This is a genomic window from Streptomyces sp. A0592 (genome assembly GCF_004795115.1).
In the GTDB taxonomy this organism is placed as follows: domain Bacteria; phylum Actinomycetota; class Actinomycetes; order Streptomycetales; family Streptomycetaceae; genus Streptomyces; species Streptomyces erythrochromogenes.
Genome location: NZ_SSBM01000007.1, coordinates 73132 through 87066 on the forward strand (window position 1 = coordinate 73132; position 13935 = coordinate 87066).

Genomic DNA, 13935 nt, shown 5'->3' on the forward strand with positions numbered 1-13935 from the left:
AATGACGGCATGGAGATGCCGAGGAGTGAACGGTCGCAGGACAGTCCCCCGCACGTCCTGATCGTGGGACAGGACGGGACGGCGGTCGGCGACGCCGATGACGAGTCGCGCGAGGTCCCGGTGACGGAAATGGTCGAACAGCCCGCCAAGGTCATGCGGATCGGCAGCATGATCAAGCAACTCCTCGAAGAGGTACGCGCCGCGCCCCTCGACGAGGCGAGCCGGGTCAGGCTCAAGGACATCCACGCCGCCTCCGTGAAGGAGCTGGAGGACGGCCTGGCCCCGGAGCTCGTGGAGGAACTGGAGCGCCTGTCCCTCCCCTTCACCGAGGAGGCCATCCCCTCAGAGGCCGAACTGCGCATCGCGCAGGCCCAGTTGGTGGGCTGGCTGGAGGGCCTCTTCCACGGCATCCAGACCGCACTGTTCGCGCAGCAGATGGCCGCGCGGGCCCAGTTGGAGCAGATGCGCCGCGCCCTCCCGCCCGGCGGTCCGCACGACGACGACGAAGACGGCGGCCACGGCGCGATCCGCTCGGGCCCCTACCTCTAGCCCCCGGCGGTCCGCGGACAAAGCGGGTCGGAGTCCATGCCCGGGCGTGGACTCCGACCCGCTTCCACGTTCCCGGGGCCGAACACCGCCCGGGCGGGATAAGCCTTCCGTAAGTCCGGCTCCGCGCCGGTGACATGGTCCGCGCATACTCATGGGCATGAGCTACGACGCGATCGTGCTGGCCGGCGGCGCCGCGCGGCGACTCGGCGGGGCGGACAAGCCCGCGCTGAGCGTCGGCGGACGGGCGCTCCTCGACCGCGTCCTCGACGCCTGCCCGGACGCCCGGAGCACCGTCGTGGTCGGCGGCCGACGGCCCACCGCGCGGCCCGTGCGGTGGACCCGCGAGGACCCGCCCGGGGGCGGCCCCGTGGCTGCGCTGGACGCCGGGCTGCGCGGGACCGCCGCCGAGCTGGTCCTCGTACTCTCCGCGGACCTGCCGTTCCTGGACCGGGACACCGTACGGGCCCTGCTGGCCGCACCCGATGCGCACGGCACGGACGGGGCGATGCTGCGGGACCCCGACGGCCGGGACCAGCCGCTGGTCGCGGCCTACCGGGCCGAACCCCTGCGTCGCGAGATCGCGCTGCTCGCCACCGAACACGGCGGCCTCGCCGGGCTGCCGCTGCGCGCGCTCACCGCGGAACTGGAGCTGACCGCCGTGGCGGCTCCGCCACTCGCCGCGTTCGACTGCGACACCTGGGACGATCTCGCCGCCGCCCGCGCCCGGATCAGAGAGCATGGAACCGTGCTGGACCAATGGATCACCGCCGTCAAGAACGAGCTGGGCATCGACCTCGCCGTCGACACCAAGACCCTGCTCGACCTCGCCCGGGACGCCGCCCACGGCGTCGCCCGCCCCGCCGCGCCGCTGACCACCTTCCTGGTCGGTTACGCGGCCGCCCACGCCGCCGCCACCGGCGCCGACCCCGCCCAGGCCGTCGCCGAGGCCTCCCGCAAGGCCGCCGACCTGGCGCTGCGCTGGGCCGCCGAGGCGGAGACCGAAGCCGCCGCCGAAGAGAACGGCTCGGGATGACCCCCACGAACTCCGCCGAACAGGCCCTTGAGGAGGCCCTGGCCCTGGTCAGCCGCGCCCCGGAGGGTGGCGGTGCCGGCGGCCACCGGGCCGTCTCCTGGCCGCGCGCCCGGGAGGCCGCCGCCCACGCCGGGGCCGGGGTGCGGGCACGCACCCACGACGTCCCCCTCGCGGACGCCCTCGGCGAGGTGCTGACCGCCTCCCTGGACGCGCTGACCGACCTGCCGTCCTTCGACACCTCCGCCATGGACGGCTGGGCCGTGGCCGGCCCCGGCCCGTGGCACGTCCGCGAAGGCGGCGGCGTCCTGGCCGGCTCCGGCCGACCGGAGCCGCTCGCCGACGGCGAGGCCGTCCGGATCGCCACCGGTGCCCGGATCCCCGCCGACACCACCGCCGTCATCCGCAGCGAGCACTGCCGTGAGGCGGGCGGGCAGCTCTTCGCCGAGCGGCCCGTCGCCACCGGCCAGGACATCCGCCCGCGCGGCCAGGAGTGCCGCTCGGGGGACCTGCTGCTGCCCGCCGGCTCCCTGGTCACCCCCGCCGTGCTCGGGCTCGCGGCGGCCGCGGGATACGACCGGCTGACCACCCGGCCCCGCCCCCGCGTGGAGATCCTGGTGCTCGGCGACGAACTGCTCACCGAGGGCCGCCCGCACGACGGGCTGATCCGCGACGCCCTCGGCCCCATGCTGGAGCCCTGGCTCACGCGCCTGGGCGCCGAGGTCACCGGCACCCGGACGCTCGGCGACGACCCGGCCGGGGCGGCCGCCCTGCTGAAGGCCGTCACCGCCTCCACCGCCGACGTCCTGGTCACCACCGGCGGCACCGCCTCCGGACCCGTCGACCACGTCCACCCCGTACTGGAGAAGGCCGGGGCCCGGCTGCTCGTCGACGGGGTGGCGGTCCGGCCCGGGCACCCGATGCTGCTGGCGCGGATCGGCGACCGGGCGGACGGGCGGCACGTGGTCGGGCTCCCCGGCAACCCCCTCGCCGCCGTCTCCGGGCTGCTGACCCTCGTCGAGCCGCTGCTGCGCGGCCTCGCGGGCCGCCGCCCGCGCCCGCGCTACACGGCGACCGTGCAGGGCGACGTGCCCGGGCACCCGTACGACACCCGGCTGGTACCGGTCCGGCTCGACGACGAGCAGGCCGTACCGCTGCGCTACCACGGCCCCGCGATGCTGCGCGGCGTGGCGGCCGCGGACGCGCTGGCCGTCGTACCGCCCAAGGGCGCCCGGTCCGGACAGGAGCTTGAGGTCCTCGATCTGCCGTGGGCTTCGGGAGGATGTTTCACGTGAAACTGCCCGGACAGGACGCCATGGCCCGCGAGGCCGACGAGAAGCTCGTCTCGCGGCGCATCAAACTGCCCAAGCGCATCGTCGAGCACCCGCTGCGCCAGGTCGCCAAGCGTCTCCTGATGGCCTTGTTCGTCCTCTTCCTCACGGTCTTCATCGTGTGGCTGGACCGCGACGGCTACCACGACAACGCCAACGAATCGGTCGATCTCCTCGACTGCTTCTACTACGCCACGGTGACGCTGTCGACGACCGGCTACGGCGACATCGTCCCCTACAGCGACAGCGCACGGCTGATCAACATCATGCTGATCACGCCGCTGCGCGTGCTGTTCCTGATCATCCTCGTCGGTACCACCCTCGAAGTCCTGACGGAACGGACGAGGGAAGAGTGGCGGCTGAAGCGCTGGAGGAAGAACTTGCGCGAGCACACGGTCGTCGTCGGCTTCGGCACGAAGGGCCGCTCGGCCCTGCAGACACTGCTGGCCACCGGCCTCTCCAAGGAGCAGGTCGTCGTCGTCGACCCGAGCGCCAAGGTCATCGACACGGCCAACGCCGAAGGGTTCACCGGCGTGGTCGGCGACGCCACCCGCTCGGACGTACTGCTGCGCGCCGAGCTCCAGAAGGCCCGTCAGATCGTCATCGCCACGCAGCGCGACGACACGGCGGTCCTGGTCACGCTGACCGCCCGGCAGCTCAACCGCGGGGCGAAGATCGTCGCCGCGGTGCGCGAGGAGGAGAACGCCCCGCTCCTGCGCCAGTCCGGGGCGGACGCGGTCATCACGAGCGCGAGCGCGGCCGGCCGGCTGCTGGGGCTCTCGGTGCTCAGCCCGAGCGCGGGCACCGTGATGGAGGACCTGATCCAGCAGGGCAGCGGGCTGGACCTCATCGAACGGCCCGTCCGCAAGGCCGAGGTCGGCAAGTCGGTGCGCGACACCGAGGACCTCGTCGTGAACGTGCTGCGCGGGCACCGGCTGCTGCCGTACGACGACCCGCACGCGAGCCCGCTCCAGCTGACGGACCGTCTCATCACCATCGTGCGGGCGGTACCGCCCACCGCGGCGAGGACGACACTGGGTCCTGCCGAGTAGCCGCGCCGTGGCGTAGCCTCCGGGCCATGCATGCGATCACCATCGAGCAGCCCGGCGGCCCCGAGGCCCTGGTCTGGGCAGACGTTCCCGATCCGGTACCGGGCGAGGGCGAGGTCCTCGTCGAGGTCGCGGCGAGCGCCGTGAACCGCGCCGACCTCCTCCAGCGGCAGGGCTTCTACGATCCGCCGCCCGGCGCCTCGCGCCACCCGGGCCTGGAGTGCTCCGGGCGGATCGCCGCGCTCGGGGCCGGGGTGTCCGGCTGGTCGGTGGGCGACGAGGTGTGCGCCCTGCTGGCCGGCGGCGGGTACGCGCAGCGGGTGGCCGTGCCGGCCGGTCAGCTCCTGCCGGTCCCGGCCGGGGTGGACCTGGTGACGGCGGCGGCGCTGCCGGAGGTCGTCACGACGGTGTGGTCCAACGTGTTCATGGTGGCCGGACTGCGCCCCGGCGAGACCCTGCTGGTGCACGGCGGAGCCAGCGGCATCGGGACGATGGCGATCCAGCTCGGCAAGGCGGTGGGCGCGACGGTCGCGGTCACGGCGGGCGGCCCGGAGAAGCTGGCCCGCTGCAAGGAGCTGGGCGCGGACGTCCTCATCGACTACCGCGAGCAGGACTTCGTGGCCGAGGTGCGGTCCGCCACGGGCGGGGCCGGGGCGGACGTGATCCTGGACATCATGGGAGCCAAGTACCTCGCGCGGAACGTGGACGCCCTGGCCGTCAACGGCCGGCTCGCGGTGATCGGACTGCAGGGCGGGGTCAAGGCCGAGCTGAACCTCGGTGCGCTGCTGGCCAAGCGGGCGGCGATCACCGCGACCTCGCTGCGGGCGCGGCCGCTGGAGGAGAAGGCGGCGATCGTCGCGGCCGTCCGGGAGCACGTGTGGCCGCTGGTGGCCGCGGGCCGCGTCCGGCCGGTGGTGCACGCGACGTTCCCGATGCGGGACGCCGCCGAGGCGCACCGGGTCATGGAGTCGAGCACCCACGTGGGCAAGCTGCTGCTCACGGTGTGAGCGGGCTTGCGGGCTCCGGCCCCGGACCCCGCGCGCCGGCGTTCACGGCGCGGGGTCCGGGGCCGGAGCCCCTGCACGGCTACAGGGTGCGCAGGAGGACCGCCGGGGACTCCACGCAGTCCGCCACGTAACGCAGGAAGCCGCCCGCCGTACCGCCGTCGCAGACCCGGTGGTCGAAGGTCAGCGACAGCTGGACGACCTTGCGCACCGCCAACTGGCCCTCGTGGACCCACGGCTTGTCGATGATCCGGCCGACCCCGAGCATCGCCGCCTCCGGGTGGTTGATGATCGGCGTGGAGCCGTCGACCCCGAACACCCCGTAGTTGTTCAGGGTGAAGGTGCCGCCCGTCAGGTCGGCCGGGGCCAGCCTGCCGGAGCGGGCGAGCTCGGTCAGCCGCGCGAACTCCGCCGACAGGGACTCCGGGTTGCGGCCCTGGGCGTCCCGGACCACGGGGACCACCAGGCCCCGCTCGGTCTGCGCGGCAAAGCCCAGGTGCACCGACGGGAGCCGGACGATCTCCTTGGCCGCGAGGTCCACGGTGGAGTTCAGCTCCGGGTACTTGGCCAGCGCGGCCGTGCAGATCCGTGCCAGCAGCGCGAGCACCGAGATCTTGGGCCCGCCCACGGCGTTCATCGCGGCCCGGGCCGCCATCAGCTCGGTGGCGTCGGCGTCGACCCAGCAGGTGGCGTCCGGGATCTCGCTGCGGCTGCGCGACAGCTTCTCGGCGACCGCACCGCGCAGGCCCTTGAGCGGGATCCGCTCGCCCTGCGCCGCCACCGCCGCCGCCACGGGGGCGGGAGCCGGGGCGGGAGCCCGCAGCGCGGCCAGGGCCGCCTCGACGTCGGCCCGCAGGATCAGGCCCTCCGGTCCGGAACCGTGCAGCGCGCGCAGGTCCACCCCGCCGTCCTTGGCGAGCTTGCGGACCAGCGGCGAGATGACGGGCACCGGCCCGGCGGGAGCCACGGGAGCGGGCGGAGCCACCGGAGCCGCGACGACCGCAGCCGGAGCCGCAGCCGGAGCCGCCGCGGGCGCCGACACCGCGGCGGTGACGGGTCGCACCCGTCGCCGACGCGCCGGGCGCGAGTGGTCGGAGCCGTAGCCGATCAGCGGCCGGGGCGCATCACCGGAGCCTTCGGCCTCGGTGACCTCCGCCGCCCCGTCGGGCACCGACTGCGCGCCCACCGCGACGGTGATCAGCGGGGCGCCGACCGGCAGCTCCTCGCCCTCCTCGCCGAACCGGGCGGTGACCACGCCGCCGTAGGGGCAGGGCACCTCCACCATCGCCTTGGCCGTCTCGACCTCGACGACCGGCTGGTCGATGGCGACGACGTCGCCGACCGCGACCAGCCACCGCACGATCTCGGCCTCGGTCAGGCCCTCGCCGAGGTCGGGCAGCTTGAATTCCATTACCTGCGGCATCAGTTCTCCCACTGCAGGCGGGCCACGGCGTCCAGGATCCGCTCGACGCCGGGCAGGTGGTGCTTCTCCAGCATCGGCGGCGGGTACGGGATGTCGAAGCCCGTGACCCGCAGCACCGGGGCCTCCAGGTGGTGGAAGCACCGCTCCGTGACGCGGGCGGCGATCTCCGCGCCCGGCCCGCCGAAGCCGCCGGCCTCGTGGACGACGACCGCACGCCCGGTGCGGCGTACGGACTCCACGACCGTGTCCTCGTCGAAGGGGACCAGGGAGCGCAGGTCGACGACCTCAAGGTCCCAGCCCTCCTCGCGGGCCGCCTCGGCCGCCTCCAGGCAGACCGGCAGCGAAGGCCCGTAGGTGATCAGGGTGGCGCTCGTGCCCGTACGCCGGACCAGCGCCTTCCCGATGCCCGGGACGACCGCCGGCGTCTCGGGCGACCAGTCCGCCTTCGACCAGTACAGCCGCTTCGGCTCCAGGAAGACCACCGGGTCGTCGCTGGCGATCGACGCGCGCAGCAGCCCGTAGGCGTCCTCGACGGTCGCCGGGGTCACCACGGTCAGGCCGGGGGTGGCCACGTAGTACGCCTCGGAGGAGTCGCAGTGGTGCTCCACACCGCCGATCCCGCCGCCGTACGGCACGCGGATGGTGATCGGCAGCGGCATCGCGCCGCGGGTGCGGTTGCGCATCTTCGCGACGTGCGAGATCAGCTGCTCGAAGGCCGGGTAGGCGAAGGCGTCGAACTGCATCTCCACCACGGGCCGCAGCCCGTACATGGCCATGCCGACGGCCGTGCCCAGGATTCCGGCCTCCGCGAGCGGGGTGTCCGTGCAGCGGTCCTCGCCGAACTCCTTCGCCAGGCCGTCCGTGATCCGGAAGACGCCGCCGAGCGTCCCGACGTCCTCACCCATCACGTGGACCGTCGGGTCCTCGGCCATCGCGTCGCGCATCGCCCGCGTCAGGGCCTGCGCCATCGTCGCGGGCTTGGCCCCCGTCTTCGCGGACTTCGCCGCCACCGTCGTCACGCCTGGTCCTCGGCTTCCAGCTCGGCACGGAGCATGGCCGCCTGCTCGCGCAGGCGGTCGGTCTGCTCCGCGTAGACATGCGCGAACAGGTCCATCGGGTCCACCACCGGATCGGCGTTCATCCCGTCGCGCAGGGACGCCGCCATCACCTCGGCCTCGTCGCGCGCGGCCGTGATGCCTGCCTCGTCGAGGATCCCGCGCGCGGTCAGCTCCCGCTCCAGCAGGTCGATCGGGTCGTGCGCCTTCCACGCCTCGACCTCGGCGTCACCGCGGTAGCGCGTCGCGTCGTCGGCGTTCGTGTGCGCCTCCATGCGGTACGTGACGGCCTCGATCAGGGTCGGGCCACCGCCGGCCCGGGCCCGCCGGACGGCCTCGGACAGCACCTCGTGCATCGCAGCGATGTCGTTGCCGTCGACCAGCCGGCCCGGGATGCCGTACCCGACACCCTTGTGGGCCAGTGTCGGGGCGGCGGTCTGCTTGGCGAGCGGGACGGAGATCGCGAAGCCGTTGTTCTGCACGAGGAAGACCACCGGGGCCTGCCAGACGGCGGCGAAGTTCAGCGCCTCGTGGAAGTCGCCCTCGCTGGTGCCGCCGTCGCCGACCATGGCGAGGGCGACGACGTCGTCGCCGCGCAGCCGGGCCGCGTGCGCCAGGCCCACCGCGTGCGGCAGCTGGGTGGCGAGCGGGGTCGAGAGCGGGGCTATGCGGTGCTCGCGCGGGTCGTAGCCGGTGTGCCAGTCGCCGCGCAGCAGGGTCAGCGCCTGTACGGGGTCCAGTCCGCGCGCCACGGCCGCCAGCGTGTCGCGGTAGCTCGGGAAGAGCCAGTCCTGGTCCTGGAGGACCATGGCGGCCGCGATCTCGCAGGCCTCCTGCCCGACCGTGGAGGGGTAGACGGCGAGCCGGCCCTGCTTGGTGAGCGCCGTGGCCTGGGCGTTGTAGCGGCGGCCGCGCACCAGTTCGGCGTAGCACCGGCGCATCAGCGCGGGGTCGAGGCGGTCGGCCGCCTCGGTGCCCAGCACCCGGTAGGGCTCGGCGTCCGGGAGCAGCGGGGCGGCGTCCGTACGGGGCCTCCAGGCGGGCGGCGGGGTGGAACGGTGGGACGCACCGGCACCGGGCAGCTCTTGGACCGTCATGGCGGCGTACACCTCCTCGTGGGAAGCGGGCAGGGGGTGCCCCGGGTGTGAGGCCCCTCACCTACCGATTGTTCGGTTGTCCGCGCAATTTGGCTACAGGCGGCTCCAGGCTGTGGACAAACTGGCGCCGGGGCCCTGGGATGGATGCAGGACGTCCAGAAGAGGGAGGCATCGGGCAATGCCGGATGAACAAATGGCCGGAGCGGGTTCCGCGCCGGTCGCACCGGGGACCGCACCGGGAGCCCCCGGGGTCCCGCCCGTCGCACCCCGTCCTCTGGACCCGATCGACCGGTCGATCATGCGGCTGCTCCAGGCGGACGGCCGGGCGTCCATACGGTCGGTGGCCGAGCAGGTGCACGTCTCGCGCGCGAACGCGTACGCGCGGATCAACCGGCTCATCGACGACGGGGTGATCCGCGGGTTCACGGCCCGCGTCAACCACGAGCGCGCGGGCCAGGGCGCCTCGGCCTACATCACCCTGAAGATCGTCCAGAACTCCTGGCGCACGGTGCGCGAGCAGCTGCGCGAGCTCCCGGGCGCCGCGCACATCGCCCTGGTCAGCGGTGATTTCGACGTGCTGCTCCTGGTGCACACCCCGGACAACCGGACCCTGCGCGAGCTGGTCCTGACCCGCCTCCAGGCCATCCCGGAGGTCCTCTCGACGCGCACCCTGCTGGTCTTCGAGGAGACGGACCTCCTGGACGCGGGGCCGGGCCCGGCCGGCGGCCCCGCGATCGCCGAGGAGTAGCCCGTACGGGTCAGCGGCTCGTGCGCAGGCCGTCCAGGGCCATGGTGACCACCGCGTCGGCGAGCTGGTCCTGGCCGGCTCCCGGGTGCGGGCGGTACCACTCGACCAGCGAGTTCACCATGCCGAAGAGGAGGCGGGTGGCGAGGCGGATGTCCACGTCCGCCCGCAGGTCGCCGTCCGCGGCGGCGGCCTTGAGCAGGTCCGCGACCTGGTGGTCGAACTCGCGGCGGCGCTCCAGCGCCCACCTCTCGGTGCGGGTGTTGCCGCGGACCCGCAGCAGCAGCGTCACGTACGGCAGCTCGCAGACCAGCACCTCGACCGTGCGGCGCGTGACGTACTCGACGCGGTCGACGGCGCGGCCGCGGACCGCCCCCGGCTCCTCCAGCACCGCGAAGAGCCCGTCGAGGGCGCGGCTGACGGCCCGCCGCAGGAGCTCCTCCTTGCCCGTGACGTGGTGGTAGATCGAGGACTTCGAGATGCCGGCGGCCTTGGAGAGGTGCTCCATCGAGGTGCCGTCGTAGCCCCGCTCGTTGAAGACCTGGACGGCCACGGACAGCAGGGTCTCGGGGGTGTAGGTGTCGCGCTTGGCCGTGGTCACTCCGTGCCCTCCTCGTCGCCCGCCGCGTAACCCAGCTTGAACAGCGCCAGCGAGGGCGCGTACCGGCCGCCGGGGCAGCGCTCGTCGAGGTGGTGCAGCAGGTCGTAGGCCCAGTCCTGGCCGAGCCGGCCGTGCCATTCGGAGGGGCCCAGAGGGTAGTTGACGCCGAGCCGCATCGCGGTGTCGATGTCCTCGGCGGAGGCCACTGAGCGGGCGACGGCGTCGGCGGTGAGGTCGATCAGCATCGCGACGGTCCGGGCGACGATCATGCCGGGGACGTCGCCGATGACGGAGACCTGCTTGCCGAGCTTCTGGAACAGGCCGATCGCCTCGGAGAGGGTCCGCTCGCTGGTGTCCGCGCTGGCGGACAGCGCGATGCGGGTGGCGCCGCGGTAGTCGAGCGCGAGGTCGAAGTAGACGACGTCCGCGAACTCGACGGAGGTCTTGCCGTCCGCGAGGACCAGCTGTCCCTCGCCGGGCAGTTGGATGTACGGGCCCCCGTGCTCCGCGGCCGTGACCGCGATCCCGGCCTCCTCCAGCAGGTCGGCCAGCTCGGCGGCCGGGCCGAGGTCGCCGACGACGGTCACCTTGTCCGGCGCCTCCTCGGGCCCGGCGGTGTGCGGCTGCGCGGCGGCCGCGTCCGGGCCGTACGGGTACCAGCCGTGGCCCGACTTGCGGCCCAGGCGGCCCGACTGGACCAGCCGGCGCTGCGCGAGGGACGGGGTGAACTTGGGGCTGCGGAAGAAGGACTCCCACACGGAGCGGGTCACGGCCTCGTTGACGTCCTGGCCGATCAGGTCGGTCAGGGCGAAGGGTCCCATCTTGAAACCGCCGCTCTCGCGGAGCACGGCGTCGATGGTGGCCGGGTCGGCGCCCTGCTCCTCGTACACCGCGAAGGCCTCGGCGTAGAAGGGGCGGGCGATCCGGTTGACGATGAAGCCGGGGGTGTCGGCGCAGCGGACCGGCGTCTTCCCCCAGCCGAGGACCGTGCGGTACCCGCGCTCGGCGGCGGCCGGGTCGGTCGCCGAGCCGCTGACCACCTCGACCAGCGGGAGCAGCGGAGCCGGGTTGAAGAAGTGCAGGCCGAGGAAGCGGCCGGGGTGCGCGAGGCCCGCGGCGAGCTCGGTGACGGAGAGGGAGGAGGTGTTCGTGGCGAGCAGGGCGTCCGGCTCGACCACCTCTTCGAGAGCGGCGAAGAGCGCCTGCTTGATCCCGACGTTCTCGACGACGGCCTCGATGACGAGGGCGGCCCCGGCGAGGTCCGCAAGGGCGCCGGCGGCCGCGATCCGGCCAACCGCCTCCTCGGCCTCGGCCCGGTCCAGACGGCCCTTCGCGGCCATCCGCTCGACACGGTCCTGCACGATCCCGACGCCGTCGGCGGCGAGGGAGGCGTCGATGTCGTAGATCAGCACGCGGTGACCTGCGAGAAGGGCGACCTGGGCGATGCCCTGGCCCATCGTGCCCGCGCCGACGACCGCCACAGTGCGGGACCGCTCGATTGCTGTCATGTCCTGATCCTCCCGCACCGACTTATCCACAGGTCCGCCGGGCCCTCTTGTCCCGACCGATCGTTCGGTTACTCTAACTCCAGTCTGCTCTCCTTCGCCCGGCTCAACGAGGAGTTGGTCCCTGATGGCCGCCGAGCTCACCGTCCCCCAGCTGTCCGCCAAGCACCGGCCCACTCTGGACCAGGCCCTGTCGGCGATCCGCAGCCGTGCCTACTGGTCCCCGCATCCCGAGCACCCCAAGGCCTACGGCGAGACCGCGCCGGCCGACGGGCTCGCCGCCTTCGAGGCGCTGCGCGGCACCCGCATCGACCTCGGCCAGCCCGGCACCGACGGCTGGACGGGCTCCGAGAAGTCCCCGTACGGCCCGGAGCTGGGTGTCGAGTACCCGCACGTGGACCCGGACGTGCTGCTGCCCGCGATGAAGGCCGGCATGGCCGCCTGGCGCGACGCCGGACCCGAGGCGCGCGCCCTGGTCTGTATCGAGATCCTGGCCCGCATCTCCGCCCGGACCCACGAGTTCGCGCACGCGGTCATGCACACCAGTGGCCAGGCCTTCATGATGGCCTTCCAGGCGGGCGGCCCCCACGCGCAGGACCGCGGCCTGGAGGCCGTGGCCTACGCCTACGAGGAGCAGACCCGCGTCCCGGGGCAGGCCGACTGGTCCAAGCCGCAGGGCAAGAAGGACCCCCTGGAGCTCGGCAAGACCTTCACGGCGGTCCCCCGCGGCATCGCGCTCATGATCGGCTGCAACACCTTCCCGACCTGGAACGGCTACCCGGGCCTGTTCGCGTCCCTGGCCACCGGCAACCCGGTGCTGGTCAAGCCGCACCCGCGGGCCGTGCTGCCGCTCGCCCTGACCGTGCAGGTGGCGCGGGAGGTGCTCGCGGAGGCCGGCTTCGACCCGAACCTGGTGGCGCTCGCGGTCGAGCGTCCGGGCGAGGGCATCGCCAAGGACCTCGCCGTCCGCCCCGAGATCAAGCTGATCGACTACACCGGCTCCACGGAGTTCGGCGACTGGCTGGAGGCCAACGCCCGGCAGGCGCAGGTCTACACGGAGAAGGCGGGCGTCAACACCGTCGTCCTGGACTCCACCGACAACTACAAGGGGATGCTGGCCAACCTGGCCTTCTCCCTGTCGCTCTACAGCGGCCAGATGTGCACGACCCCGCAGAACCTGCTGATCCCGCGCGACGGCATCGCGACGGACGCCGGCCACAAGTCCTACGACGAGGTCGTGGCCGACCTCGCGGCCTCGGTCGGCGGCCTGCTCGGCGACGACGCACGGGCGAACGCGCTGCTCGGCGCGCTGGTCAACCCGGACGTCAAGACCCGCCTGGAGGCGGCGGCGGCGCTCGGCGAGGTCGCGCTGGCCTCCCGCGAGGTCACCAACCCCGAGTTCCCGGACGCCGTCGTCCGTACGCCGGTGATGGTCAAGCTGGACGCCGCCAAGCCGGACCCGGAGGCGCCCTTCCTCTCCGAGTGCTTCGGCCCGGTCTCCTTCGCGGTGGCCGTGGACTCCACGGCGGACGCGCTGGACCTGCTGCGCCGCACCGTGCGCGAGAAGGGCGCCATGACCGTGGGCGCCTACACCACGTCCCCGGACACCGAGCGGGCCCTGGAGGAGGTCTGCCTGGAGGAGTCCGCGCAGCTCTCCCTGAACCTGACCGGCGGGGTCTACGTCAACCAGACCGCGGCCTTCTCTGACTTCCACGGCTCCGGCGGCAACCCGGCCGCCAACGCCGCGCTGTGCGACGGCGCCTTCGTGTCGAACCGCTTCCGCGTGGTGGAGGTTCGCCGCCAGGCGTAGTCGCACGACCGTCGTTCAGACGTCGGACGCCTCCGCCCCGAACGTGCGGGCGGAGGCGTCCACCTGCGCCATCCTGCGCAGCGCGGCGAAGACCGCGTCGCCCAGCACCGTGCCGACGACCGCCGCCTCCACCAGGTCCTCGCGGGCCACCCGCCGGGCGACGTAGTCCAGGTCCGTGCGGCCCACCCGCTCGGCCGCCTCCGCGTAGTCGTCGAGGAGTTCCACGAAGCCCACGTGCCCCACCCGCCGGACCGAGGCGAGCGCGGCCACCAGCGCCTCGGCGGCCTTGTTGGTGCTCGCGATCCGCCAGCCGCGCTCCTCGATCAGCCGCACCACCCGCTCCCGCGCCAGCACGGTCTCGGCGTCCGCCGCCCCGCCCGCGCCGTCGCGCCCGTCGCCGTATGCGGGCACCAGCCGTGCGGCCGCCTCGCCCAGCAGGTCGTGCACCGGCTGCTCCTGGTCGTCGACCGCCACGAGGACCTCGCGGATGGCGGCCACCGACAGCCCGCCGACCTCCAGCAGCGCACGGACCAGCCTCAGCCGGCGCTCGTGCGCGTCCCCGTAGCTGGCCTGGTTGGGGCTTGTCAGCTCCCCGGCGGGCAGCAGCCCCTCCCGCAGGTAGTACTTGATCGTCGGCACCGGCACTCCGGTCCGGCGGCTCAACTCTCCGATGCGCACGTGCGTTCACCCTGATTTCTCTTGCCCGGTTCACCTCCATCATAGATAGTGGCACTAT

At 73.5% G+C, this 13935-nt stretch carries 13 protein-coding genes; 7 read left to right on the plus strand and 6 right to left on the minus strand.

Annotated features, from left to right (window positions below; genetic code table 11):
• Positions 1 to 9: 9 nt before the first annotated feature.
• The 5 genes from E6U81_RS12940 to E6U81_RS12960 all read left to right on the plus strand — a co-directional run bounded on the left by E6U81_RS12940 (position 10) and on the right by E6U81_RS12960 (position 4966).
• Entirely contained in the window at positions 10 to 549 is a 540-nt protein-coding gene (locus E6U81_RS12940) for a bacterial proteasome activator family protein (RefSeq protein WP_030014634.1), read from the plus strand.
• Between the two features lie 157 nt (positions 550 to 706).
• Positions 707 to 1582 (plus strand): NTP transferase domain-containing protein, encoded by an 876-nt coding sequence (locus E6U81_RS12945; protein WP_136230243.1) that lies wholly within the window; start codon positions 707 to 709, stop codon positions 1580 to 1582.
• Complete coding sequence (locus E6U81_RS12950; RefSeq protein ID WP_136230244.1) at positions 1579 to 2874, plus strand: molybdopterin molybdotransferase MoeA; 1296 nt, start codon at positions 1579 to 1581, stop codon at positions 2872 to 2874. The genes E6U81_RS12945 and E6U81_RS12950 overlap by 4 nt, the downstream gene beginning before the upstream one ends.
• The gene (locus E6U81_RS12955; RefSeq protein ID WP_136230245.1) at positions 2862 to 3962 is read left to right on the plus strand and encodes a potassium channel family protein; all 1101 of its coding nucleotides are present in this window, start codon (positions 2862 to 2864) and stop codon (positions 3960 to 3962) included. Before E6U81_RS12950 ends, E6U81_RS12955 begins: the two co-directional genes overlap by 13 nt.
• Before the next feature lie 26 nt (positions 3963 to 3988).
• Positions 3989 to 4966, plus strand: coding sequence for an NAD(P)H-quinone oxidoreductase (locus E6U81_RS12960; RefSeq protein WP_136230246.1), 978 nt, complete (start codon positions 3989 to 3991; stop codon positions 4964 to 4966).
• Positions 4967 to 5045: 79 nt separating this feature from the next.
• Here E6U81_RS12960 and E6U81_RS12965 read toward each other — a convergent pair whose 3' ends face one another.
• Genes E6U81_RS12965 through pdhA form a run of 3 tightly spaced genes read right to left on the minus strand, consistent with a single transcriptional unit; the run spans position 5046 to position 8538 of the window.
• Positions 5046 to 6386, minus strand: a complete 1341-nt coding sequence (locus E6U81_RS12965) for a dihydrolipoamide acetyltransferase family protein (protein ID WP_136230247.1) — start codon at positions 6384 to 6386, stop codon at positions 5046 to 5048.
• Positions 6386 to 7354 (minus strand): alpha-ketoacid dehydrogenase subunit beta, encoded by a 969-nt coding sequence (locus tag E6U81_RS12970; protein WP_206309924.1) that lies wholly within the window; start codon positions 7352 to 7354, stop codon positions 6386 to 6388. The genes E6U81_RS12965 and E6U81_RS12970 overlap by 1 nt, the downstream gene beginning before the upstream one ends.
• A 47-nt stretch (positions 7355 to 7401) precedes the next feature.
• A complete protein-coding gene (pdhA, locus tag E6U81_RS12975) occupies positions 7402 to 8538 on the minus strand; it encodes a pyruvate dehydrogenase (acetyl-transferring) E1 component subunit alpha (protein ID WP_136230249.1) in 1137 nt (378 codons plus the stop codon).
• 178 nt (positions 8539 to 8716) lie between these two features.
• Between pdhA and E6U81_RS12980 the strand changes: the two genes are divergently transcribed.
• Positions 8717 to 9286, plus strand: coding sequence for an Lrp/AsnC family transcriptional regulator (locus E6U81_RS12980; RefSeq protein WP_240803782.1), 570 nt, complete (start codon positions 8717 to 8719; stop codon positions 9284 to 9286).
• Positions 9287 to 9296: 10 nt separating this feature from the next.
• Here E6U81_RS12980 and E6U81_RS12985 read toward each other — a convergent pair whose 3' ends face one another.
• Positions 9297 to 9884, minus strand: coding sequence for a TetR/AcrR family transcriptional regulator (locus E6U81_RS12985; protein WP_136230250.1), 588 nt, complete (start codon positions 9882 to 9884; stop codon positions 9297 to 9299).
• A complete protein-coding gene (locus tag E6U81_RS12990) occupies positions 9881 to 11392 on the minus strand; it encodes a 3-hydroxyacyl-CoA dehydrogenase (protein WP_136230251.1) in 1512 nt (503 codons plus the stop codon). The genes E6U81_RS12985 and E6U81_RS12990 overlap by 4 nt, the downstream gene beginning before the upstream one ends.
• Positions 11393 to 11516: 124 nt before the next feature.
• Here E6U81_RS12990 and paaN point away from each other — a divergent pair, with 124 nt between their 5' ends.
• Positions 11517 to 13199 carry a phenylacetic acid degradation protein PaaN gene (gene paaN, locus E6U81_RS12995; protein ID WP_136230252.1) on the plus strand — a complete coding sequence of 561 codons (1683 nt, stop codon included), beginning with the start codon at positions 11517 to 11519 and terminating at the stop codon, positions 13197 to 13199.
• A 15-nt stretch (positions 13200 to 13214) separates the two neighbouring features.
• Here the strand turns inward: paaN and E6U81_RS13000 are convergent, their stop codons facing one another.
• Positions 13215 to 13877, minus strand: a complete 663-nt coding sequence (locus tag E6U81_RS13000) for a MerR family transcriptional regulator (RefSeq protein WP_136230253.1) — start codon at positions 13875 to 13877, stop codon at positions 13215 to 13217.
• Positions 13878 to 13935 lie beyond the last annotated feature (58 nt).